The sequence below is a fragment of the Citromicrobium bathyomarinum genome, from assembly GCF_038594485.1.
Taxonomy (GTDB): Bacteria; Pseudomonadota; Alphaproteobacteria; order Sphingomonadales; family Sphingomonadaceae; genus Alteriqipengyuania; species Alteriqipengyuania bathyomarina_A.
The window spans coordinates 164,969-186,748 of record NZ_JBCFZG010000004.1; the positions used below are offsets into that span (position 1 = coordinate 164,969).

The window sequence follows — 21,780 nt, forward strand, 5'->3', positions numbered from 1 at the left end:
GACTTGTCCTCGCATCGGTGAAGTGGTTTATCCCGAGGCTTCTCCACAACCCGGATGGCAGCCTTGTCGCGCACCCACCTGCACCTCTTTTCCGATTCGACTGGCGAGACGCTGCAGATGGTGGCGAACGCCGCGCTTGCCCAGTTCGAAGGGGTCGATGTGGAGCGCCACTTCTGGCCGATGGTCCGGTCGCGCCAGCATCTCGAGCGGATCGTGCCAGAACTCGAAAAGTCGCCCGGACTGATCCTTTATACGCTGGTCAATGAAGAGACGCGCAAGGCGCTAGAGGAAAAGTGTCGCCAACTCGCGTTACCGGCCGTGGATGCGCTGGGCGAAGTGACTGCCGTGCTCGAAACCTGTTTCGGCCAGGAGGCGCACGGACGACCCGGTCGCCAACACCGCATGGACGATGCCTATTTTCGGCGGGTCGACGCCATTCACTACACGATCGCGCACGACGATGGTGTCGGGAGCAACGATTGGCACAAGGCCGACATCCTTCTCACCGGCGTTTCGCGTACGTCCAAGACGCCCACGAGCATCTACCTCGCCAACCGCGGCTACAAGGTCGCCAACATCCCGCTGGTCATCGAAAGCCCGCCGCCGCCGGTGTTGTTCGAACTCAGCGGGCCTTTGATCGTGGGGCTCACCACCGCGCCCGAACGGCTGGTGCAGATCCGCCGCAATCGCCTGCTCTCGCTCAACGAAGGCTCCGAAACGAGTTATGCCGAGCATGAGCGGGTGGAAGAGGAAATCCGTTTCGCCCGGCGTATGTTCGCCGACAACAACTGGCCAGTGATCGACGTCACCCGCCGATCGATCGAAGAAACCGCGGCAGCGATTATCAAGCTCATCAGCGATCATCACGTGCGGGCGAAACCGCAGGAGAAGCCGATCTGACCCTCCTCCTCGCCTCCAACAGTGCCTCGCGCCGGGCCATGCTCGAAGCTGCGGGAGTGTCGATTGAACCGGTCGGCGCCGATGTCGACGAGCGCGCGCTCGAAGCGGAAATGTCCGAGGCCTCGCCCGAAGAGATCGCTCAGGCGCTCGCCGCGGCGAAGGCGAGTGCCGTGTCCGCACAAAGACCGGGTGCGCTCGTGCTTGGTGGGGATAGCCTGGTGGTCGTCGAAGGGAAGCGCTTCGACAAGCCGCGCGATCGCGAAGAGGCGGCAGAGCACCTGCGCTTCTTTTCCGGCAAGGTCATGCATCTTCACAGCGCTGCCGCGCTCGCGCGCGATGGCCGGATTGCCTGGCTGGGCACCGATGCGGCGGCGCTCCACGTGCGCGAGCTGAGCGACGAATTCATCGAGGGTTACCTCGCTGCCGAATGGCCGGCGGTCGGGCACACTGTCGGGGTATTCCGGATCGAAGCGATGGGCGTGCAGCTGTTCGATCGCATCTTTGGCGATCATTTCACCATTCTCGGCATGCCGCTGCTTCAGGTGCTCGATGCTCTTCGCGAAGAGGGCGAACTAGCGTCATGACGATGCCGTTTGCCGAAGTGATCGGCGATCCGATCTCCCAGTCCAAGTCGCCCGCGATCCACCGCTTCTGGCTGGAAAAACTCGGCATCGAGGCGGATTATCGCGCTAGTAGAGTGAGCGAGGCAGACGTGGCGGATTACCTGGCCGAACGGCAGGCGGACCCGGACTGGCGCGGCTGCAACGTGACCATGCCCCTCAAACAGAAAGTCCAGCCGCATCTATCCTCTGTGGAAGAGCCAGCCACCTCGATCGGTGCGGTCAACACGATCTATCCGGCTTTCGACCGGCTCCTTGCAGGCACCAACACGGACGCTGCCGGATTTCTCGAACCACTGACCAAACACCTTCAGGCACCGCACCTTTTCCGCATGGCGCGCATCCTCGGCGCAGGGGGAGCGGCGCGCGCCATTGCGCACGCCCTTGCGAGGGAGAACTTCACCCTCGTCATCGCCGCACGTCGTCTGGAGCAGGCGGCAGACCTTATTGCCAGCCTTCCGCAGACCACCCAGCATCATGCCGTTTCGCTGGATCACTTCGCGCAAACGACCGATTTCGCGTTCGACGACCGGCAAGGGCTGCTGGACCTCGTGATTAACGCGAGCCCGCTTGGGATGCGCGGGAAGTCTCCTCTCGTTTTCGACTGGAGCCACGCCCCACCCGGCGCGATCGCCTACGATATCGTCACCGATCCGCTGGAAACCGACTTCCTGCGTGCCGCTCGCGAAGCGGGGCACGAAACCATCGACGGACTTGCGATGCTCATTGGGCAGGCTGCCGAGGCGTTCCGGCTATTCTTCGGAAGTCCGCCACCGCGTCAGCACGATGACGAACTGCGTGCGCTGCTGACCGCATGAGTCGACCGTTGATCCTTGGCCTGACCGGTTCGATCGGGATGGGAAAATCGGCGGTAGCCGCGATGTTCGAGGCGCATGGCGTGCCCGTGTTCGATGCCGATGCCGAGGTTCGCGCGATGCAGGGCCCCGGCGGACCGGTGCTCGGCGCGATCGAGGCGGCCTTTCCTGGCACCACCGGGCCCGAGGGCGTCGATCGCGGCAAGCTGGGCGCGCTGGTGTTTGGCAACCGCGAAGAGCTCGCCCGTCTCGAAGCGATCATGCACCCTGCGGTGGCGCAGCGCCGAGCGGCATTCCTCGCGGATAACGAGCAAGCCCCGATCATCGTCTTCGACATCCCGCTATTGTTCGAAAAGGGCGGCGCGGGCGGGGTCGACCGGGTGGTCGTGGTCTCCGCCCCGCATCCCGTCCAGCGCGAGCGGGTGCTGGCGCGCGAGGGCATGACCGAGGAGAAGTTCGAGCAGATCCTCGCGCTGCAAACGCCGGACGAGGAAAAGCGCGCGCGCGCCGACCACGTGATCGATACCGGCCAGTCGCTCGCCGAAACCGAGGCGGAGGTCGCCGCGCTGATCGCGTTATTGAAAAGCGAGCGCCCCTCCCCCGCCTGACCTTGCCAGCTAGCCCATGGAGGACGATACTCCTCCCCATGCGCGAAATCATTTTCGATACCGAAACCACCGGGATCGACCCCAGGCAGGGGCACCGGATGGTCGAGATCGGCTGTGTCGAGCTGGTCGACCGGATGCCGACCGGCGAAACCTTCCACGCCTATTACAATCCCGAACGCGACATGCCCGCCGAGGCCGAGGCGATTCACGGGCTGAGTGCGCAGTTCCTGGCGGACAAGCCGCGTTTCGCCGAGGCGGTCGACGAGTTCCTCGATTTCGTCCGAGACGACAAGCTGGTGGCGCATAATGCCGGGTTCGACTTTGCTTTCCTCAACGCCGAGCTGGAGCTTTGTGCGCGCGAACCGATCTGCCTCACCCGCAAGATCGACACGCTCGAGATGGCGCGGCGCAAGAACCCCGGTGGCAAGCATTCGCTCGATGCGCTGTGCTCGCGTTACGGCGTCGATCGCAGCCACCGTGTTTTCCACGGCGCGCTGCTGGACGCGGAGCTTCTGGCGCAGGTCTATATCGAGCTGACCGGAGGTCGCCAGATCGCAATGGGCCTGCTGGCCGCCGAGGACGCCAGCACTGCATCCTCGATTGCGGTCGCGGCCCCCCTCGCCGCATCGGCAGACCGGCCGCGACGTGCGCCTCGGCCCCATTCCGCAACCGAGGAGGAACTGATGCGGCATGCGACCTTTCTTGAACGTATCGCAAGACCTATCTGGAATAGGTAAGGCCTGCCCTCCCCCGGGGCTGCCCAAGAAAAGGAGAAGAGCTGAGCATGGATGTCAGGATTTCGGGCCACCAGATCGATACCGGTGCCGCGCTGCAGGAAAGCGCGAGCGACCGTCTCGCAGGCATCGTCGACAAGTATTTCAGTCGCGCCATTTCGGCTCACGCCACTTTCGGCAAGGTGCCGGGCGGTGCCTTTTCGTGCGACATCGTCGCCCACATCAAGCAGGGCCTGACGCTCAAATCGCGCGGTGAAGCCCACGACATCCACCAGGCGCTCGACGCATCCGCCGCCAAGCTCGAAAAGCAGCTTCGCCGGTACAAGCGGCGCCTGACCGACAAGCATACCGACCGCGCGCTCTCGCCCGAGGCGGAAGAAGCCGCCTATCGCATCTTCGCCGCAACGCCGGACGAAGACGATAGCGAAGTCGAGGATTCGGCACCCGTGGTTGCCGAAACCAAGACCGACATCCCCGAGGTCTCGGTCGCCGACGCGGTCATGCTGCTCGATCTGCGCGATACCAACGCGCTGTTCTTCAAAAATGCTGGCAGCGGCCGTCATAATATGGTGTACCGCCGCCACGATGGCACGATCGGCTGGGTCGAGCCTCATTGACGAGCGATGGACCGGAGCTTCTTGCTCCGGTCCGCCGTCTCCGCGCTCACCGCGCCCAATCCGTTTTTCGTGGCCTGAGGTCGGACGTCTCAGGATCGCAAACGAAACCCACACTACCAAGGTAGAGAATCCCCCCGTGTCCTTCCCCTTCCGATTGATTCCCGAAGCCGTGCGCTGCGCGACCTGCACCGACAAGCGTGCCATTCTGGCCGAACTGGCGCAGGGATTCGCTACCGCCTATTCGCTTGAGGATGACGTTGTGCTCGAGGCGCTACGCGAACGCGAAGCCCTCGGCAGTACGGGCTTCGGGCGGGGAGTGGCGATGCCACATGCCCGGATGGATGCGATCGATCAGCCGCTCGCCATGCTCCTTCACCTCGATCAGGATGTCGAATTCGACGCCGCCGATGGTGCGCCGGTGCGCCTGGTCATGGGGTTGGTTTCTCCCAGCGACGCAGGTGCCAGGCACCTTCATGCGCTGGCAGCCATGTCTCGCCTGACCCGGGACGAGAGAGTCCTGCACTCGCTGTTCGAGGCACAGAGCGAAGAGGAACTGTTCGCTATCGTCGCCAATGCGGATCTGCGTGACGCAGCCTGAGGAATCCCTGGGCCCAGTTGCCCATTACCGCGCGCTAGAGCGACTCTATCGAAGCGCGCCGATCAACAATGCCTTTTCATCCGAGCTGACGATCGAGCGCGAAGGCCACGCCCGGATTGCATTCGATATCACTCAGAATGTCTATCATGCGGCGGGCGCAGCGCACGGGACGATCTATTTCAAGATGCTCGACGATGCGGCCTTTTATGCAGCCAACAGTCTCGTCACCGATCGCTTTCTGCTGACCACAGCCTTCAACCTGCACTTTACCAAGCCCGTACGAACGGGGCGCGTGATCGCCACGGGAGTGTGGGTCAGCGGCCACCGGCGGGTTCTCGTTGCCGAATCGCGGTTGGTCGATGAAGAAGGAGACGAGATCGGGCGCGGAACGGGCACCTTCATGCGCTCCCGCATCCCGCTTTCCGGCCTCGAAGGTTACACGAGTGATTCGGCGTGAGCGATTCGCGCCTGCCGACTCACCTCGTCGTTAGCGGGATTTTGCGGCAGATTTCGAGCGAAGGCGGCTCGGGAGTTATCCTTGCCAAAGGTGATCGTGAGAGCGGAACCTATGTTCTATTGCTGCGCGACCGCAGCGGAACGGTGAAATTAGTCGAAAGGCGGCCCTCTGCGGACTTCGGCTTCGAATGGCAAGTAACGCAAGAAGAAACCGCTGAAAACGAACGAAAAATCTACGATTACTGCGACCGCAGAAGCGTGCAGGACGATGATTTGTGGGTCATAGAGGCACAGATCGAGGATCCGGAACGGTTCGTCGCACAAATGCGGCCTTAACTTGACCTCAGGCATTTCTGCGGCAATGGGCCCGCAACTTCGAATTTGCGCAGGCGGTCGAGGCGGCAATGCGGTCGCGCCGATTAGCACGCAGTCGGGGAACGGCCGGCAGGCCTTTTACAGAACCCTCACATTTGCACATTTCATACAAGCGCTTTGGCGCGTGTTGGTTCCAGCCTGCGTCTGAGTTCGTTCACCGCCCTTTGAACGGGATCAATGGGTACCAAGACGAAATTCGGCTTTGCGGCGTTTGTCGCAACCGGACTGATCGCATCCGCAGGTTTTGCCTACGCCGATGCGCAAGCCCAAGAGGGCACCGCTGAAACTGTCATCGCGCCGCAGCCTGAAGCTACGGACGCACCGGTCTTCATCTCCGAAGAAGTGGTCCAGCCGCTTCCGGAAACGGACGAGACCGCAAAGATTGCCGATGCTTCCGACGCGGAACCGGAATTCGCCAAGGCATCCTCGCTGCGCGAACTGGTGGCCGAAGTCGACGCCCCCAGCACCATGTCGCCCGACCTCGAATGCCTCACAGGCGCAGTGTACTTCGAATCGCGCGGTGAGCCGATCGAAGGTCAGCTGGCGGTGGCGCAGGTGATCATCAACCGTACCGAATCCTCGGCCTTCCCCTCGGACTATTGCGGCGTCGTCACCCAGCGCGCGCAGTTTTCCTTCGTGAAGAACGGTCGCATTCCCAGCCGCCGCAGCAATGCCGGCGCGTGGGAGCGGGCGCGCAAGATCGCGCGGATTGCGCACGAAGGCCTGTGGAACAGCGAGGCACGCGATTCGCTGTATTTTCATGCGACCTACGTGAAGCCCCGCTGGGCCCGCACAAAGCAGGCCCGCGCGACGATCAAGACCCACGTCTTCTACCGCTAATCGCGCACCAGCGCGCAGTTCATCTTCCCGAAAACAGAATCAGGCGGCGACCTTCACCCACACGGGTGCATGGTCGCTCGCCTTTTCGCGGCCGCGTGCGTCCTTGTCGACGCCCGCAGCCTGCAGCCTGTCGGCCAGTTCGGGCGAAAGCAGGCAGTGATCGATCCGGAAGCCGTGATCGCGCTGCCACGCGCCGCGCTGGTAGTCCCAAAAGGTCCACACACCGCCGCGCGGATTGAGCGTGTCGAGCGCATCGGTCCACCCGTCGGCCAAAAGGCGACGATAGGCATCGCGCGAAGCGGGCTGCATCAGTGCGTCGTCGGCCATCGCGGGCGGTGACCAGACGTCCTTGTCCTCTGGAATGACGTTGAAATCGCCGAGCACGACCGCGGGCTTTTCCTCCGCCCAGATCGCCGCCATGCGCGTGCGCAGCCGCTCCATCCACGCAAGCTTGTAATCGAACTTGGGCCCTGGCTGCGGATTGCCATTGGGCAGGTAGAGGTTGGCGATCACCACGCCGTCGACCTCGGCCTCAAGATAGCGCGCATGATCGTCGCTATCGTCGCCCGGCAGACCGCGCTGTCGCTCGGTCATGGTCAGACCGTCCTTGGCGAGGATCGCCACCCCGTTGAAGCTCTTCTGCCCGTGCCAGATCGCCTGATACCCGATCTTCTCGAACTCGCTCGCAGGAAAGCCATCGTCCTGCGATTTGATTTCCTGCAGGCACGCGACATCGGGCCGCGTTTCTTCGAGCCATTCGATCAGGCGCGGCAGGCGCGCCTTGATCCCGTTGATGTTGAATGTGGCGATACGCATGCGGGCTTCCTGCCCGATGCGATGCGCCTAGTCTAATTCAAATGCCGAAGCTGGAACCGCAGCCGCAACCAGCGGCTGCCTGAGGATTCTCGACCCGGAAGGCCGCCCCGCCGAGCGATTCGACGTAATCGACCGTGCTGCCTGCCACGAGATCGAGGCTGACCGGATCGACGATCAGGCGCACACCTGCGGTTTCGCTGGCAGCATCCTCTTCGTCCGGGGCCTCGGCCAGTTCGAAGCGATACTGGAAACCGGAACAGCCCCCACCGTCGACCGCGAGGCGCAGGATGGCGGGCTTGCCCTGCTTGCTGGCGATCGCGGACACGCGTGCGGCGGCAGCCTCGGTAAGGGCGGGTGTAGTGCTCATATGCACGATATGGGCCTTCGCGTGCCCGGGCTCAAGCGGTCTGGATGTAGCTGCGCATCTCCTGCGCTTCCTGCTCGACCTTGTCGAACCGGTATTTCACCAGATCGCCGATCGAGATGAAGCCGATCAGTTCCTCGTTCTCGACCACCGGCAGGTGGCGAATCCGGCGCTTGGTCATTAGGGCGAGAGCCCGGTCGACCTGTTCGCCGCGACTCACGGTGATCGGGGGCGTGGTCATCACCTCGCCAACCGGGCGGTCGAGGCAGGCGCCATCCTCCCTCGCCATGCAATAGATCACATCGCGTTCCGAAAATATGCCGACGACACGATCGCCATCCATTACTGGCAGGGCGCCGATGCGCTTTTCCGCCAAAAGGGCAACTGCGTCGCGCATGATCGTCTGCGTGGTACAACTCAGGATGTCCCCCGCCTCTCGATCCGCCATAAGCCGTTCGATAGTCATGCCTTAGGTCCTCCTTTCCCCTCCGGGCAGATGATGGCACGAAGGCTCACATTTGGCGAATCGTCACCTAAGGAAGGCCACTTGGCTCCCAAATCTCCTCTCGATGATCCGGAAAAGGCCGCCTTTGCCTGGGCGCGCTACAAAAGAATCATGCGATTCATGTTTGCGCTGACCGTGCTTGTCGTTGGCGGGGCGATGGTCGCGATTTTCTGGAGCGAGGCCGAGGTCAGCCCGCACTTTTTCATCGCAGTGGCGCTGGGGATCGGGATGACGATGCTGCTCGCCAGCGCGCTGATGGGCCTGGTTTTCCTGTCGAACGGCACCGGGCACGACGAATCGATCCACAATCCGCTGGATGACGACGAGCGCTAGTCCGCCGGATGGAGGCGGTATGCCTCGACCGGCTCGCCGCCGATCAGGTGCTGCTGGATGATTTCTTCGAGCACCATCGGCGTGCAGGAATGGTACCAGACCCCGTCGGGTTGCACGACGGCGATCGGACCCGCCTCGCATATTTGCAAGCAATCTGCTTTCGTCCGCCGGACGATCAGACCACTTTCATCGCCCTTCGATGGGCCGATGCCCAGCTGCTTCAGGCGCTTCTTGAGATAATTCCACGATTCTTCGCCCTGCGCGCGGTCGCAACACTTTGCCTTGTGCGGCATCGCACACAGAAAGATGTGGCGCGCGGCATCCTCGCCGCCCGTCTTGGTCAGCGCCTCGCGCGCCTTGCGCAGCGCCTTGTCCTTGCTCATTCGCTCTCGTCACCCAGCCAGCGATCGAGCCAGCCGAACACGGTTTCATGCCATTGCAGAGAATTGGCGGGCTTGAGCACCCAGTGATTTTCGTCCGGGAAGACGAGCATCTGCGCCGGAATGTCGCGCTCCTGAAGCGCGGTAAAGGCACCGAAAGCTTGCGTGGAGGGGACGCGGTAGTCCTTCTCTCCCGTCACGACGAGCATCGGCGTCTGCCAGTTGTCGACGTAGTTCACCGGATTCCAGCGCTCGTACAGCTTGCTGTTCTGGGCGTAGGAGCCGCCGAAGTCCCAGCGGGGAAACCACAGTTCCTCGGTCGCGTAATAGAAGCTGCGCATGTCGAACAGGCCGTCATGCTGCACGAGGCACTTGAACCGATCCGGCCAGTTCCCCTCGATCCAGTTCATCATGTAGCCGCCGTAGGACGCGCCCATGGCACAGGCACGATCCCCGTCGATCTGGCTGTCGAGCGCCAGCGCGGCCGCCAGACCCTTCTGCAGGTCTTCCAGCGGCTTGCCGCCCCAGTCGCGGTTGATCGCATCGGTGAAGGCCTGCCCGTACCCGGTGGACCCGTGGAAATCGACCGAGATCACCGCGTAGCCCTGGCTGGCGAGGACGCGGGGATTCCAGCGGCTCGACCAGCCATCGTTGAACGACCCCTGCGGCCCGCCGTGCACGTAGAGGATTGCGGGGATCCGGCCGTCCACACCGGAAGGCTTGGTAATCTGGCCGTGAACCGTGTCGCCGCCGGCTCCTGCGAATTCGAAACGGCGCGTTTCCACAGGTGAGAGAGCGGCAATCCGCGCGGTGGCCACGCTGGTCAGCTGGACGCCCTGGCTCCATCCTTCGGACAGGTAGGCTTCGGCAGGCGCGGCAATCGAATCGCGCGTGTAGACGAGCGCCTTGTTCCCCACCGGCGTCACATTACCGATATGCGCTTCGTTGCCACGGACCAGATCGAGTTCGGTGACCGCGCCGGTACGCGGATCGATGCGGAAAGCGGGTGTATCGAGGATGCTCTGCGCCGTGGCGATGATCCAGCGCGAATCGGGCGTCCACGCGAGCGAGGCGAAGCTGCGGTCGAAACCCTGCGTCAGTGCACGGACCTGCCCGGTTGAGAGATCGCGCAGCATCACCACCTGACGATCCGATTCGTAGTTGGGACGCGCCATCGCCAGATAGGCGAGGCTCTTGCCGTCGGGGGAGGGCGTGGGCGAACCATCGCTCGCCTCGTTGGCGTCGGTCAGATTGCTCGGCGCGCTGTCGCCCATCGAGAAGCGGTAGATATCGCTGTTGGTCGATGTCGGCTCGGCCCGGTCGGCCTGCCGCGCGACGAAATAGAGGGTGGTGCCGTCAGGGCTCCACGCCATGTCCTCCAGCCCGCCAAAGGGGCGTAGCGGAGTGTCGCCGACCAGCGAACCATCCGACTCCGGGCCATCGACCGCGACGGCAGCACCTGCGGCGGCCCCATCCTTCAACGGGGCGACAAAGACGCGGCTGAAGGTGCCGGGGGTCTCGTAGCTGTCCCAGTGGCGAACGAAGCCGTCATCTGCGTCAAAAAGCATGCCCGAACCCGGCCCGGCCGCTTCGGTCGCGCAGTCGAACTGCGTGCATTCGCGCGGCACATCGCCGAAGAACGCAAGGCTGTTGCCCTGCGGCGAGACTTCGAAACCGCTCACATCGCGGTTGTATCGGGTCACCTGATCGGTCTGGGCCAGCACGCCATTGTCGCGCAGGATTGCCGTGAAGACCTGCATCCCCTTCGAATTGCGCCCGCCGGGGGCGAGGAAATAGAGGCGGTCCTTGCCGACGAAGACCGGCGAATTGGCGCCTTCGGGCAGCGTCACGGCCACTTCTTCGCCGGAAGCGAGGGTCTTCAGTCGGTATTGCGTACTGCGCGCCAGCGAGGTCTCGTCGGTCGAGGTGACCGAATAGAGCATGCGTTTGCCATCTGCGCTGACGGTGGGCCCGCCGAGTCGCGGCATCGTGACCAGATCGCGCGCAGACATCGGCGCTGGCGTGCTTCCGCCGGACTGGTCCTGAGCGAGTGTGGGGGTGGTGAGAAACGCCGTCGAGAGGGCGAGAAGGGCGAGCGGTTTGAAGGCATTGCGCATGGGCGCGGAAACTAGGCCTTCAGTCAGAGCCCGCAAGCGAAAACTCGCTGGCGGTAGGTGCCCTCAACCCTGCTTCTTCACGATCCGGGCGATTTCCTGGCGCACCAGCTCTTCCACCATCGGCGGCAGGTTCTTGTCGAGCCATTCGGCCAGCATCGGACGCAACATCTCGCGAACCATTCCTTCAAGCGATGTTTCGCCGGAGCGGACGATCTGCGGCGGGCTCCCGGGTTCCGAAAGAAGCGCAAGCGTAGCCAGATTGTCGCGCATCGCGTGGCGTGCGGCTTCGCTCATCAAGGACGGTCCTTCGCTATCCCGATCGTCGTCCGACTCGGCGGGCGATTCGCTCTCATCTTCGTCGACCAGTTCGGCTTCGGCGAGGTCGAGCACTTCCTCGGCCTCTTCCTCCATTACCGGATCATGTGGAGACGAAGGGCTTTCGTCGCGCATCGTCCGCTCACGCCGACGGCGGGCTTCCATCGCACCGGCACGATTGTCGCGCGCGATCACCTTTTTGATGGAGTCGAGAATTTCCTCGACCGACGCTTCCCCATCATGTCGCACGCTCATGCCCCCCAGCTCCGGCTGCCTCAGTCCTCGCCCGGCTCGTTCACCGGGCCGTAGACGTCGCCGATTTCCGCGTTGGCGGGGGGAATGTCAATGGTGCGCGTGCCCTGCGCTTCGGGGTCGGGATCGCGGTCCCAGTCGTTCCACTTGCCAACGACCCGGTCGTAATTGTCCAGCGGATCGTACAGCGCGCCACCCTCGATACCGAGGTCGCGCGCTTCCGCGCGGCCCATGGCGGCGAGCAGGCTGAAGCCAGCAACATAAGCGTTGCGGCGAGCCGTCACGAGATCGACTCGCGAGAGCAGCAGTTCCTGTTCGGCGTTCAGCACATCGAGCACGGTGCGATTGCCGATCGAATTCTCGGCCCGGACGCCTTCGAGGCTGAGTTCGGCGGAGGCGACCGCTTCGCGCGAACTGTCGATGATCGCCAGCGCTGCCGAATAGCTGGCGTACGCCGCGCGGACCTGTGCGATCACGTCCCGCTCGGTTGCGATGACCTGGTCGTAGCTGGCGGAGGCGCGGGCTTGTGCCTGCCGCTGCAAGGCCGCAGGGCGACCGCCCTGGAACAGCGGTATGGTGAGCGACAGCCCTGCCGAAGACGACGTCGCCGTCTGCGGGCTATTGGCGATCGGGCTGGCAGGATCGGTTGGATCGAGAGGCGAGCCGGGGATCGAACCGAGGAAGTTCTGGTAATTATATCCGGCGAATGCCGACACGCGCGGAAGGCGACTGGCACCAGCCACGTCGATATCGTAGCCCGCAGCAGCGGCGCGTTCCTTCGCCGCGATCAGATCGGGATTGTTTTCGAGCGCCACTTCCACCGCCATGCGTGGATCGCTTGGCAGGTTGGGCAGCGGCGGCGGCGGTTCCAGCTCTCCCGGGGCGGACCCGACCAGCTGGATGTAATTCTCGCGCGCCTGGATCAGGCCCGCCTGGGCCGACCGCAGGTCACCGCGTGCCAGCGCGAGGCGCGACTGCGACTGGGCGACATCGGTGCGGGTAAGATCGCCGATTTCGAACCGGTCGCTCGTCGCCTGCAGATTGACCTGAAGCACATCGACCTGGTTGGCGCTCAATCCGACGAGCGCTTCGCTGCGCAGGACGTCCATGTAAGCGGCCACGACCTGGCTGAAGATCGCGCTTTCGGTGCCGCGCAGATCGGCACGGCCCGCCTGCACGCGTTCCTTCGCCGCGCGAATCGAGTTCTTGACCGAGCCGCCCGAATAGAGCGGCACGCCCAGATCGACGCCCGCGGTCAGGGCACGGTCGGGAGAGAAGAAGCTGGTGGAGCTCTTCTTCACATACTCGGTCAGCGCGGCCTGTCCGTTCACGTTCGGTCGCGCATCGGCTTTCTCAATCGCCACGGTCTCGTCGGTGGCGCGCAATTGCGCCCTCGCGGCCTGCAGGGTGGGGTTTGTTCGATAGGCCTCCGCCAGCGCTTCGCGTAGCGTATCGGCGTGGGCGGGCGCGGCCAGAGCGAGCGCACTGGTTGCCGCGACGGCGAGGAAACGGGATCGGCGTATCATCATCAGAATGTCCAGCTCGGTGGCGCGTCGAAGGCTGCGAGACGGGGCAGCTGCGCTTCGGTGACGGCGATCAGCGAAACGCCATCTCCGCTGCGGCGGCCCAGTTCGAGCCGGGTGACGCCGTTGCGGATGACCCCGGTAACGAGTCGCCCATCGGGCGAAAGGGTGGCGGCCAGCGCGGCGGGTACCTGCTCGAGAGCGCCATCGACGATCACCAGATCGAAAGTGCCCTCGACATTCCCGGAAAGCACCGAATCGGGCGTCGCCTGCTCAAGGTCGCCAACCAGCGGTGCTAGCAGCGCGGCGAGATATCCGGTGGCGGGCCCGACGATAAGTGCGCGGTCTGCGGCAGCGGGGCGGGCATGGGTCAGGATCAGGCCCTGCGCCAGCGGCGGCGCGAGAAAGGCGCCATCGCCAAGGGGCACCGTGCGGTCGACATAGGCACCGGCGCGCGCGGCCTCGGGCACGAAATCTTCCCGCGGCACGGCGGCCATCCGGTCCAGAACCCAGGAATCGTTCACCCCGCTGGTGCGCAGCTGGCTTTCGATCATGTGACGGCGTGCGGCCGCGAAATCTGTCGTTTTCTGCGCGGTGGCAATCATTTCTCTCGTCTCGCTATCTTTGCCGCTTGGTAGACGGGGATGCGGGCCCCGGCAGACGCCTTAGAGGGGGCGGAAAGGCTCGCCAAGACCCGCATCACTTGTCGCATAGGCCTTTGCTGCTCTATCGGCGCTCCGGTTTCGATCAGTAGAAGGTGCCCGTCGATGAGCGACATGGTTGTAATCAGCGAAGACGATCTCGTCGAAAGTGTCGCCGACGCTTTGCAATTCATCTCTTACTACCACCCGATGGACTATATTCGCGCGCTGGGCGAGGCCTATGAGGCCGAGCAAGGGCCTGCCGCGAAGGACGCGATCGCGCAGATCCTGACCAACAGCCGGATGTGTGCCGAGGGGCATCGCCCGATCTGCCAGGATACGGGCATCGTCAACGTGTTCGTCAAATGGGGGCAGGAATGCCGCCTCGACTCCAAGCGCTCTTTACAGGAAGTCGTCGATGAAGGCGTTCGCCGCGCATACAACCACCCCGACAACAAGCTGCGCGCCTCGATCCTCGCCGATCCGGCCTTCACCCGCCGCAACACGCGCGACAACACGCCGTGTGTCCTGTCGGTAGAGATGGTCCCGGGCAACACGGTCTCCATCGATGTCGCGGCCAAGGGTGGTGGCAGCGAGAACAAGAGCAAGTTCAAGATGATGAACCCGAGCGACAATATCGTCGACTGGGTGGTCGAACAGATACCCTCGATGGGCGCGGGCTGGTGCCCGCCGGGGATGCTCGGCATCGGCATCGGCGGCACGGCGGAGCACTGCGTGAAGCTCGCCAAGCAGAGCCTGATGGACCCGATCGACATGGGCCAGCTCAAGGCGCGCGGTGCGCAGACCGATATCGAGCAGTTGCGGATCGACATCTTCGACGCGGTCAATGCGCAGGGCATCGGCGCGCAAGGGCTAGGCGGCCTCTCGACCGTGCTCGACGTCAAAATTCTCGACTGGCCGTGCCATGCGGCGGGCAAGCCCGTGGCGATGATTCCCAATTGCGCCGCGACCCGCCACGCGCACTTCACGCTCGACGGATCGGGGCCGAGCTATCTCGAGAAGCCCGATCTCGATCAGTGGCCCAAGGTCAACTGGCAGCCGGACAGTGCTGCGAAGCGGGTGAACCTCGACACTCTGACGCAGGAAGACGTCGAGAGCTGGCAGCACGGCGACCGCCTGCTGCTCTCGGGCAAGATGCTGACCGGGCGCGACGCGGCTCACAAACGTATCAAGGACATGCTCGAGGCGGGCGAAGAGCTGCCGGTGAGCTTCAAGGGCCGGGCGATCTACTATGTCGGTCCGGTCGACCCGGTGATGGGCGAAGTCGTTGGCCCGGCAGGCCCGACCACCGCCACCCGGATGGACAAGTTTACCGAAATGATGCTCGACCTCGGCCTGCTGGCGATGATCGGCAAGGCGGAACGCGGCGCCGACGCGGTCGATGTGATCAGCCGCTTCAAGACGGCGTACCTGATGGCGACCGGCGGGGCGGCGTACCTCGTCGCGCGCGCGATCAAGGAAGCGAAGGTCGTCGCGTTCGAGGAGCTGGGCATGGAAGCGATCTACGAATTCACGGTCGAAAACATGCCGGTGACCGTGGCGGTCGATGCAGCGGGCAACAACGTCCATAAGCTCGCCCCGGCGCAGTGGAAGAAGCGGATCGCGGAAGAAGGACTGCTGGAAAGCCGATAATGCGCTCTCGACCGGCGCATTCTTGGGATCGACCGGCGGCATGGCAATCGCGCGCGCTGGCGGGCAATGACGGCAGACTGTGACAGAAGATAATTCCGACCTGCAAGATAACTCCGTTTCGAACCGCCTGCCGTTCAGGCTGGTGCTGATCTCGATTGCGGGCCTGTGGATGACCTATTTCGCATTGGTCACCCTGCGGGGCGCGATCGTGGGGCTGGAATTGCAGGAAGCACTCCTGTGGCGCCGGTTGCTGGTATGCCTCGCGGGAGCCACGGTTACGCTGGGCATGTGGCTGGTGCTGCGGCTGGTCGATCGGCAATCGCTGATCATCAAGACGGCTACGGCGCTGGTGGTCGCGCTGCCGGCATCGCTGATGATCGCGCAGATCAACCAGATGGTCTTCGCCGATGTGGAAGAGCGGATCTACAAGGAATTCTACCAGAAATACGCGGAGGATCAGGGAGTGGTGATCCGCCGGGACGAGGCGGGCAACATGCTGCTGGAATTTCCGCCACTGCCGCGCCGCCGCCCGGCAGACCGCGAAGAGAGCGAAGACCTGGAAATCGACGACGTGCGGACCTTCGTGCTGGCGCCCGCGCCCACGGGTGCGGAACGCTGGCGGCAATTGTCCGACATCGCGCTGGGCCGCTATTTCCTGCTGCTGGCCTGGGCCGCGCTCTATCTCGCGATGCTGGCGGGCGCGCAGGCGAGGGCGGCACAGGCCCGCGAGGAGCGGTTCCGGTCCGCCGCCAAGGCATCCGAATTGCGCAGCCTGCGCTACCAGATCAATCCGCACTTCCTGTTCAACACGCTCAATTCGCTGTCCTCGCTGGTCATCACCGGCAAGGAAGCGCGCGCCGAAGCGATGATCCAGGCGGTGTCGAACTTCTATCGCCACAGCCTGGCCGAAGAGCCGACCGAAGACGTTGCGCTGGAAGACGAGATTTCCCTGCAGCGCGACTACCTCGCGATCGAGGAAGTGCGTTTTCCGGAGCGGCTGGCCGTCGACATCACCCTTCCGGAAGCCCTCGAACGGGCCCGCGTGCCGGGGATGATCCTGCAGCCGCTGGTCGAAAACTCCGTCCGCTACGCAGTTGCCCGGTCGACCACGCCGGTACACGTCACGATCGAGGCCTTCGCGAAGGAGAATCGCCTGCATCTGGTGGTTGCCGACGATGGACCCGGCCTGGGCGAAGGCGGCAGCGGGGGGTTCGGCATCGGGCTCTCCAACGTGCGCGATCGCCTGCGCGCCCGCTTCGGAGATCAGGCACACGTCGAATCGGGGCAGCGCGAAGGGCGGGGCTACCGAACGGAAATCATCATGCCGCTGGATATGAAGAATGGACGATAACACACCCCTGCGCGTTGTCCTGGTCGACGACGAGCCGCTGGCGATCGAGCGGTTGGAGACGCTTTGCAGCCGGATAGACCGGGTCGAAGTCGTCGGCACGGCCGACCATGGCGAGGCCGCGCTGCAGGTTATCGCAGAGCAAGCCCCCGACCTCGTGCTGCTCGACCTGACGATGCCCGGGCTGGGCGGGATCGAGGTGGCCAGGAAGCTCGCCAAGACACCCAACCCGCCCGCGATTATCTTCGTCACCGCGCACGAGAGTTTTGCGGTCGAGGCCTTCGATCTGGATGCGGTCGATTACGTCCTGAAGCCGGTCGCGGCCGAACGGCTCGAACGCGCTATCGGCCGCGCTCTGGCAAAGCGCGGCGAAACCGGCGAACCCGGCGATGGCAGATGGCTGCGCGAATTGTGGGTCCCGCATCGCTCGGAACTGGTCCGGGTCTCGGTCTCGGACGTGCGCCGGATCGATGCGGAGCGCGATTACGTTCGCCTCTACGTGGGCGACAAGACCTACCTGCTGTTGCAGACGATCGCCGGGCTGGAAGAAAAGCTCGATCCCGAAGCCTTCATTCGCATCCACCGCAGCACAATCCTGCGCAAGGATCACATCGCCGGCCTGCGGCACGATGGGCTGGGAGTCTGGTCGGTCGAGCTGGAAGACGGCGAGACGCTGCGGATCGGCCGGACGTTCCTGCCCCAGGTCAAATCCATGGCGGGACGTTAGCCCGACTCGACCCGACCCGACCCGCACAGGGGCATCGACCCTCGGCGGGCGACTGCCGAGGTGGAACCGTTCGTAAAGGCGGCGCACTGCGAACAGGCGCACGCCCAGCTGTTCGAGATTGCGGCGATCAGCCCGGGATAACGGCCTGCGCAGAGCCACCGTCACCCTCGGGTGCGGCGATGATATCGCGCGTTACGCGGCCCTTCGCGACGGTCGGCGTGTGCGGGTCGCCCACAGAAGAGCGGATACCCGGCTCGGCCTCGCCTGCCCGGCTGATCGCAGCCGCTTCCACCTGGCTACGCGGAGCGGGCCCACCGAACAGCGCATCGAGCGCCTGCTCGGCAGCGGTGCCTTCCGCAGGGCGCGCGGTGCCGGGCTCGGGCGGGGCGAGGTTGAAATCGGGCGGCACCACCAGCGGTGCCTGACGCTGCACAGCAAATTCGTCGGGCCGTTCGCGACCCAGAATGCCGCCGTTGCTGCCACAGGCAGCCAGGCCCATCGCAAGTGTGCCGAGGATCAGGAGGCTCTTGGTACGCATAATCAGCTCTCTTTCGCAGCGAGGTGCATGTCGTCGTCCGCGCTCTTGTCGCGCAGGAAGAAGGATCGGGCAAGGATGATGAGGACGCCGATGGTGATCGCAGCATCGGCGATGTTGAAGATGAGGAACGGCCGGAAGGTGCCGAAGTGCAGATCGGCATAGTCGACGACGTAGCCATACTGCACCCGGTCGAGAATGTTGCCCAGCGCGCCGCCGAGAATGAGACCGAGGCCGAAAATGTCGCCACCGGTGCGCTCGCGCAGCATCCACAGCAGCACGATGACCGCGATCACCGCGGTGCCGCACACCAGTATCCACCGCGCCTCGACGCTCTGCGCTTCGAAAAGCCCCAGCGAGATGCCGAAATTCTGCGTGAAGGTCAGATCGAAGAACGGCAGCAGATGCATCACGTCGCCGACCTGATTGATCTCCAGCGGCCCGGTGACGAGCCACTTTACGAGCTGGTCCAGCCCGAAGACGAGCGCGGCCAGCACGAGGCCGGCGACACGGCGGTTCCAGATACCCGGCATTAGTCCACGACCTCCTCGCACCGATCGCACAGCGCGCCATCCTCCGAAACGCTCGGCAGGAGGCGCCAGCAACGGCCACACTTGTTATCGGAAGAGCGCGAAACGGTCACCCCTTCCCCATCGTGCGCCGAGACTGACGCGGCGATGAACAGTTCGGCAAGATCGTCCATCCCGAAACCTTCGGGGATGGCCTTTTTCGGGACGGACACCGCAGCTTCGTTGCTGGAGCGGATCGTCTTCTCGCGCCGCAGCGGTTCGATCGCCTCGGTCACGTCTTCGCGCAACTCGCGCAGGGCGGCGAAACGCTCTGCCAGCGCCGCGTCGGTCCAGTTCCTGGGCAGTTCGTCGATCTGCTGGAGATGGATGCTCTTCGCCTCGGGGAAGCGGGTGCTCCACACTTCCTCGGCGGTGAACACCAGCACCGGCGCGGCGTAGCGCACCAGCGCGTGGAACAGGATATCGAGCACGGTCCGGTACGCGCGGCGCTGTGTCCACGCCGGATCGTCGCAATACAGACGGTCCTTGCGGATATCGAACAGGAAGGCCGACAGGTCCTCGTTCGCGAACTCGGTCAGCAGGCGGGTGTATTCGTTGAAGTCGTAATCCGTAATCGCCTGCCGCAGCTTGCCGTCGAGCTCAGCGAGCTTGTGCAGCGTGTAGCGCTCCAGCTCTGGCATGTCGGCGTAATCGACCGCTTCCGAAGCCTCGTAGCCTTCCAGCGCGCCGAGCATGTAGCGGAAGGTGTTGCGCAGCTTGCGGTACTGGTCCGCGACGCCCTTCAGGATCTCGTCGCCGATGCGGTGGTCCATAGTCGAATCGACGCTCAGCGCCCACAGCCGCAGGATATCCGCACCGTACTGGTCGACGATCTTCAACGGATCGACCGTGTTGCCGAGGCTCTTCGACATCTTGCGCCCGTTCTGGTCCATGGTGAAGCCATGGGTCAGCACCTGGTCGTAGGGCGCGCGGCCACGCGTGGCGCAGGATTCGAGCAGCGAGGACTGGAACCAGCCGCGATGCTGGTCGCTGCCTTCGAGGTAAAGGTTCGCGGGCCAGGTCAGCGCGGGCCAGCGGTCGCTTTCGAGCACGAAGACATGCGTGCAGCCCGAATCGAACCACACGTCGAGGATGTCGTGGACCATCTCGAAATCGTCGGGATTATGATCGGACCAGAGGAATTCTGCCTTGCGATCCTCTGACCACGCATCGACGCCACCTTCGCGGATCGCATCGACCACGCGGCTGTTCACGGCTGAATCTTGCAGGTAGGTGCCGTCCTTGCGGACGAACAGCGTGATCGGCACGCCCCATGCGCGCTGGCGCGAAAGCACCCAGTCGGGCCGCCCTTCGACCATCGCGCGGATGCGGTTGCGCCCCCGCTCGGGCACGAAGCGGACGCGCTCGATTTCGGAGAGCGCGCGGCTGCGCAGCGTATTCTCCCCCTCCACTTCAGGGGAGGGGGTCGGGGGGAGGGGCTGGGCTAGCGCATCGCCAGAAGTCCCCTCTCCCAACCCTCTCCCCTCAAGGGGAGAGGGCGATAAGGGCTTATCCATCGGCACGAACCACTGCGGCGTGCAGCGGTAGATGATCTTGGCCTTGGAGCGCCACGAGTGCGGGTAGGAGTGCTTGTAATCCGCGCTCGCGCTCAGCAGCGCGCCCGCTTCGGAGAGGTCCGAGCAGATCGGTCCGTCGGGTGCGTTGAAATTGGGGTTGATGACCGCACGGCGGCGCTCGTCGTCACCGCCCAGCCACGGCCAGTCGTCGCGGTACACGCCGCCATCGTCGACCGCGAAGACCGGGTCGATCCCGTTCTCGCGGCACAGGTAGAAGTCGTCCTCGCCGTGGTCGGGCGACATGTGGACGAGACCGGTCCCGCTGTCGGTAGTGACGAAATCGCCCGGCAGCATCGGGCGGAGCGTCTCGTAGAACCCGCCCAGCTTGTGCATCGGATGGCGGACCTTGGTTCCGGCTAGGTCAGAGCCTTTGCCGCGCCATTCCTCGATCACGTCAGCTTCCACACCTGCGGTCGTGTTGCGGGCGAGGAACTGCCCCTTCAGTGCCTCCGCAACCAAGATGCGGAAATCTGCCGACCCGTTTCCGGGCTCGGCTCCATTCCCGGGAGCGAAGAAACTGGTTCGAAGGAGCACATACTCAACCTCCGGCCCATAAGCCAAAGCCTGGTTGACCGGGATCGTCCACGGCGTGGTCGTCCAGATCACCGCATGTGCGCCGACCAATTCGGGAATCGGCGATTCGAAGATCTCGAACGCCACGTCGATCTGGGTCGAGGTGATGTCCTCGTATTCCACCTCGGCTTCGGCGAGGGCGGTCTTCTCGACCGGGCTCCACATCACCGGCTTGGAGCCGCGGTAGAGATTGCCGCTTTCCGCGAACTTCATCAGCTCGGCGACGATCGTCGCTTCGCTGTCGTAGTCCATCGTCAGGTAGGGATTGTCCCAGTCGCCCAGGATGCCGAGGCGTTTGAGCTGCTCGCGCTGGGTATCGACCCATTTCTGCGCATAGGCGCGGCATTCGGCGCGGAACTCGGCGCGCGGGACCTCGTCCTTGTTCAGCTTCTTCTTGCGGTACTGTTCCTCGACCTTCCACTCGATCGGCAGGCCGTGGCAGTCCCACCCGGGCACGTAGGGCGCATCCTTGCCGAGCAGGCTTTGCGTGCGGACCACCATGTCTTTGAGGATGTGGTTGAGCGCGTGGCCCACGTGGATATCGCCATTGGCGTAGGGCGGGCCATCGTGGAGGATGAACTTTTCCGCCCCCGCACGCTCGGCGCGCAGCTTGCCATGCAGGTCGTCCTGCTGCCAGCCAGCCAGAATGCCCGGTTCCTTCTGCGGGAGCCCGGCTTTCATGGGGAAATCGGTTTTCGGCAGGAAGACGGTGTCCCGCCAGTCCTTCTGGGTATCGTCGCTCATCAGGCGCGAGGCCTTAGCGGGGCCTTGTGCGTCGCGCAATTTTTCGATTGCCATGCCCGGCATCGGTTCGCGGGAGGAACGGGGCGTGCGGAGACTTCGCTCAAGCTGTCCTACATGCCGCCGCTCCGCTAACTTCGCTGCCGCTCTTTGATAATGTCGAACCCCGCGAGCTGCTCATCGGCTTTCACGCGATGAAAGCCGCCCTCGCAAAAGAGGCCGGCTTTTTCGCCTCAGGACACTGTGTC

25 protein-coding genes are annotated in these 21,780 nt (G+C 64.1%); 14 read left to right on the forward strand and 11 right to left on the reverse strand.

What is annotated here, in order from left to right:
* The first annotated feature begins 63 nt into the window (after positions 1–63).
* The 10 genes from AAG591_RS06370 (at position 64) to AAG591_RS06415 (ending at position 6,563) form a co-directional block, all read left to right on the forward strand.
* Positions 64–900: a pyruvate, water dikinase regulatory protein gene (locus tag AAG591_RS06370; protein WP_342531219.1), complete on the forward strand. Its 837-nt coding sequence runs from the start codon at positions 64–66 to the stop codon at positions 898–900.
* Positions 897–1,484, forward strand: coding sequence for a Maf family protein (locus AAG591_RS06375; protein WP_342531220.1), 588 nt, complete (start codon positions 897–899; stop codon positions 1,482–1,484). The genes AAG591_RS06370 and AAG591_RS06375 overlap by 4 nt, the downstream gene beginning before the upstream one ends.
* On the forward strand, positions 1,481–2,338 hold the full coding sequence (locus tag AAG591_RS06380; protein WP_342530224.1) for a shikimate dehydrogenase family protein: 858 nt from the start codon (positions 1,481–1,483) through the stop codon (positions 2,336–2,338). The genes AAG591_RS06375 and AAG591_RS06380 overlap by 4 nt, the downstream gene beginning before the upstream one ends.
* Positions 2,335–2,943 carry a dephospho-CoA kinase gene (gene coaE / locus AAG591_RS06385; RefSeq protein WP_342530225.1) on the forward strand — a complete coding sequence of 203 codons (609 nt, stop codon included), beginning with the start codon at positions 2,335–2,337 and terminating at the stop codon, positions 2,941–2,943. Before AAG591_RS06380 ends, coaE begins: the two co-directional genes overlap by 4 nt.
* A 38-nt stretch (positions 2,944–2,981) precedes the next feature.
* Positions 2,982–3,680 carry a DNA polymerase III subunit epsilon gene (gene dnaQ, locus AAG591_RS06390; protein WP_342530226.1) on the forward strand — a complete coding sequence of 233 codons (699 nt, stop codon included), beginning with the start codon at positions 2,982–2,984 and terminating at the stop codon, positions 3,678–3,680.
* A 47-nt stretch (positions 3,681–3,727) separates the two neighbouring features.
* Positions 3,728–4,294, forward strand: coding sequence for a ribosome hibernation-promoting factor, HPF/YfiA family (hpf, locus tag AAG591_RS06395; protein ID WP_342530227.1), 567 nt, complete (start codon positions 3,728–3,730; stop codon positions 4,292–4,294).
* Between the two features lie 136 nt (positions 4,295–4,430).
* Positions 4,431–4,892, forward strand: a complete 462-nt coding sequence (locus AAG591_RS06400) for a PTS sugar transporter subunit IIA (protein ID WP_342530228.1) — start codon at positions 4,431–4,433, stop codon at positions 4,890–4,892.
* On the forward strand, positions 4,879–5,349 hold the full coding sequence (locus AAG591_RS06405) for a PaaI family thioesterase (RefSeq protein WP_342530229.1): 471 nt from the start codon (positions 4,879–4,881) through the stop codon (positions 5,347–5,349). The genes AAG591_RS06400 and AAG591_RS06405 overlap by 14 nt, the downstream gene beginning before the upstream one ends.
* The gene (locus AAG591_RS06410) at positions 5,346–5,684 is read left to right on the forward strand and encodes a DUF1491 family protein (protein WP_342530230.1); all 339 of its coding nucleotides are present in this window, start codon (positions 5,346–5,348) and stop codon (positions 5,682–5,684) included. Before AAG591_RS06405 ends, AAG591_RS06410 begins: the two co-directional genes overlap by 4 nt.
* 216 nt (positions 5,685–5,900) lie before the next feature.
* Complete coding sequence (locus tag AAG591_RS06415) at positions 5,901–6,563, forward strand: cell wall hydrolase (protein ID WP_342530231.1); 663 nt, start codon at positions 5,901–5,903, stop codon at positions 6,561–6,563.
* Between the two features lie 39 nt (positions 6,564–6,602).
* Here AAG591_RS06415 and xth read toward each other — a convergent pair whose 3' ends face one another.
* From xth to AAG591_RS06430, 3 genes are read right to left on the reverse strand one after another with little or no spacing between them, the layout of a single operon-like run.
* A complete protein-coding gene (gene xth / locus AAG591_RS06420) occupies positions 6,603–7,379 on the reverse strand; it encodes an exodeoxyribonuclease III (protein WP_342530232.1) in 777 nt (258 codons plus the stop codon).
* A 37-nt stretch (positions 7,380–7,416) separates the two neighbouring features.
* Positions 7,417–7,746, reverse strand: coding sequence for a HesB/IscA family protein (locus tag AAG591_RS06425; protein WP_342530233.1), 330 nt, complete (start codon positions 7,744–7,746; stop codon positions 7,417–7,419).
* A 31-nt stretch (positions 7,747–7,777) separates the two neighbouring features.
* The gene (locus AAG591_RS06430; protein WP_342530234.1) at positions 7,778–8,209 is read right to left on the reverse strand and encodes a CBS domain-containing protein; all 432 of its coding nucleotides are present in this window, start codon (positions 8,207–8,209) and stop codon (positions 7,778–7,780) included.
* Between the two features lie 81 nt (positions 8,210–8,290).
* On the opposite strand from AAG591_RS06430, the gene AAG591_RS06435 reads away from it, so the two are divergent.
* The gene (locus tag AAG591_RS06435) at positions 8,291–8,581 is read left to right on the forward strand and encodes a hypothetical protein (RefSeq protein ID WP_342530235.1); all 291 of its coding nucleotides are present in this window, start codon (positions 8,291–8,293) and stop codon (positions 8,579–8,581) included.
* On the opposite strand, the gene AAG591_RS06440 is transcribed toward AAG591_RS06435, so the two are convergent.
* The 5 genes from AAG591_RS06440 to AAG591_RS06460 form a co-directional block, all read right to left on the reverse strand.
* Positions 8,578–8,964, reverse strand: a complete 387-nt coding sequence (locus tag AAG591_RS06440) for a (2Fe-2S) ferredoxin domain-containing protein (protein WP_342530236.1) — start codon at positions 8,962–8,964, stop codon at positions 8,578–8,580. The genes AAG591_RS06435 and AAG591_RS06440 overlap by 4 nt on opposite strands.
* Positions 8,961–11,078 (reverse strand): dipeptidyl-peptidase 5, encoded by a 2,118-nt coding sequence (locus AAG591_RS06445; RefSeq protein ID WP_342530237.1) that lies wholly within the window; start codon positions 11,076–11,078, stop codon positions 8,961–8,963. The genes AAG591_RS06440 and AAG591_RS06445 overlap by 4 nt, the downstream gene beginning before the upstream one ends.
* A gap of 63 nt (positions 11,079–11,141) precedes the next feature.
* Entirely contained in the window at positions 11,142–11,642 is a 501-nt protein-coding gene (locus AAG591_RS06450; RefSeq protein WP_342531221.1) for a DUF2497 domain-containing protein, read from the reverse strand.
* Positions 11,643–11,668: 26 nt separating this feature from the next.
* Entirely contained in the window at positions 11,669–13,171 is a 1,503-nt protein-coding gene (locus AAG591_RS06455) for a TolC family outer membrane protein (RefSeq protein ID WP_342531222.1), read from the reverse strand.
* Positions 13,172–13,173: 2 nt separating this feature from the next.
* Positions 13,174–13,722, reverse strand: a complete 549-nt coding sequence (locus AAG591_RS06460) for a protein-L-isoaspartate O-methyltransferase family protein (RefSeq protein ID WP_342530239.1) — start codon at positions 13,720–13,722, stop codon at positions 13,174–13,176.
* A 213-nt stretch (positions 13,723–13,935) separates the two neighbouring features.
* Here AAG591_RS06460 and AAG591_RS06465 point away from each other — a divergent pair, with 213 nt between their 5' ends.
* From AAG591_RS06465 to AAG591_RS06475, 3 genes are all read left to right on the forward strand, one after another.
* A complete protein-coding gene (locus tag AAG591_RS06465; protein ID WP_342530241.1) occupies positions 13,936–15,462 on the forward strand; it encodes a fumarate hydratase in 1,527 nt (508 codons plus the stop codon).
* Positions 15,463–15,541: 79 nt separating this feature from the next.
* Positions 15,542–16,813, forward strand: a complete 1,272-nt coding sequence (locus AAG591_RS06470; RefSeq protein ID WP_342530242.1) for a sensor histidine kinase — start codon at positions 15,542–15,544, stop codon at positions 16,811–16,813.
* Entirely contained in the window at positions 16,803–17,537 is a 735-nt protein-coding gene (locus AAG591_RS06475) for a LytR/AlgR family response regulator transcription factor (RefSeq protein WP_342530243.1), read from the forward strand. Before AAG591_RS06470 ends, AAG591_RS06475 begins: the two co-directional genes overlap by 11 nt.
* Before the next feature lie 127 nt (positions 17,538–17,664).
* Here the strand turns inward: AAG591_RS06475 and AAG591_RS06480 are convergent, their stop codons facing one another.
* Genes AAG591_RS06480 through ileS form a run of 3 tightly spaced genes read right to left on the reverse strand, consistent with a single transcriptional unit; the run spans position 17,665 to position 21,535 of the window.
* A complete protein-coding gene (locus AAG591_RS06480; protein WP_342530244.1) occupies positions 17,665–18,075 on the reverse strand; it encodes a DUF3035 domain-containing protein in 411 nt (136 codons plus the stop codon).
* A gap of 2 nt (positions 18,076–18,077) precedes the next feature.
* Positions 18,078–18,605 carry a signal peptidase II gene (gene lspA, locus AAG591_RS06485; RefSeq protein ID WP_342530245.1) on the reverse strand — a complete coding sequence of 176 codons (528 nt, stop codon included), beginning with the start codon at positions 18,603–18,605 and terminating at the stop codon, positions 18,078–18,080.
* Positions 18,605–21,535: an isoleucine--tRNA ligase gene (gene ileS, locus AAG591_RS06490; RefSeq protein WP_342530246.1), complete on the reverse strand. Its 2,931-nt coding sequence runs from the start codon at positions 21,533–21,535 to the stop codon at positions 18,605–18,607. Before ileS ends, lspA begins: the two co-directional genes overlap by 1 nt.
* Between the last annotated feature and the right edge of the window lie 245 nt (positions 21,536–21,780).

What these genes read in the sequence shown, in the direction of transcription:
- AAG591_RS06380 (WP_342530224.1), top strand. Translation starts at nt 1,481, where the DNA reads ATGACGATGCCGTTTGCCGAAGTGATCGGCGATCCGATCTCCCAGTCC.
- coaE (WP_342530225.1), top strand. Translation starts at nt 2,335, where the DNA reads ATGAGTCGACCGTTGATCCTTGGCCTGACCGGTTCGATCGGGATGGGA.
- dnaQ (WP_342530226.1), top strand. Translation starts at nt 2,982, where the DNA reads ATGCGCGAAATCATTTTCGATACCGAAACCACCGGGATCGACCCCAGG.
- hpf (WP_342530227.1), top strand. Translation starts at nt 3,728, where the DNA reads ATGGATGTCAGGATTTCGGGCCACCAGATCGATACCGGTGCCGCGCTG.
- AAG591_RS06415 (WP_342530231.1), top strand. Translation starts at nt 5,901, where the DNA reads ATGGGTACCAAGACGAAATTCGGCTTTGCGGCGTTTGTCGCAACCGGA.
- xth (WP_342530232.1), bottom strand. Translation starts at nt 7,379, where the DNA reads ATGCGTATCGCCACATTCAACATCAACGGGATCAAGGCGCGCCTGCCG.
- AAG591_RS06425 (WP_342530233.1), bottom strand. Translation starts at nt 7,746, where the DNA reads ATGAGCACTACACCCGCCCTTACCGAGGCTGCCGCCGCACGCGTGTCC.
- AAG591_RS06430 (WP_342530234.1), bottom strand. Translation starts at nt 8,209, where the DNA reads ATGACTATCGAACGGCTTATGGCGGATCGAGAGGCGGGGGACATCCTG.
- AAG591_RS06440 (WP_342530236.1), bottom strand. Translation starts at nt 8,964, where the DNA reads ATGAGCAAGGACAAGGCGCTGCGCAAGGCGCGCGAGGCGCTGACCAAG.
- AAG591_RS06445 (WP_342530237.1), bottom strand. Translation starts at nt 11,078, where the DNA reads ATGCGCAATGCCTTCAAACCGCTCGCCCTTCTCGCCCTCTCGACGGCG.
- AAG591_RS06455 (WP_342531222.1), bottom strand. Translation starts at nt 13,171, where the DNA reads ATGATACGCCGATCCCGTTTCCTCGCCGTCGCGGCAACCAGTGCGCTC.
- AAG591_RS06460 (WP_342530239.1), bottom strand. Translation starts at nt 13,722, where the DNA reads ATGATCGAAAGCCAGCTGCGCACCAGCGGGGTGAACGATTCCTGGGTT.
- AAG591_RS06465 (WP_342530241.1), top strand. Translation starts at nt 13,936, where the DNA reads ATGAGCGACATGGTTGTAATCAGCGAAGACGATCTCGTCGAAAGTGTC.
- AAG591_RS06475 (WP_342530243.1), top strand. Translation starts at nt 16,803, where the DNA reads ATGGACGATAACACACCCCTGCGCGTTGTCCTGGTCGACGACGAGCCG.
- AAG591_RS06480 (WP_342530244.1), bottom strand. Translation starts at nt 18,075, where the DNA reads ATGCGTACCAAGAGCCTCCTGATCCTCGGCACACTTGCGATGGGCCTG.
- lspA (WP_342530245.1), bottom strand. Translation starts at nt 18,605, where the DNA reads ATGCCGGGTATCTGGAACCGCCGTGTCGCCGGCCTCGTGCTGGCCGCG.
- ileS (WP_342530246.1), bottom strand. Translation starts at nt 21,535, where the DNA reads ATGAGCGACGATACCCAGAAGGACTGGCGGGACACCGTCTTCCTGCCG.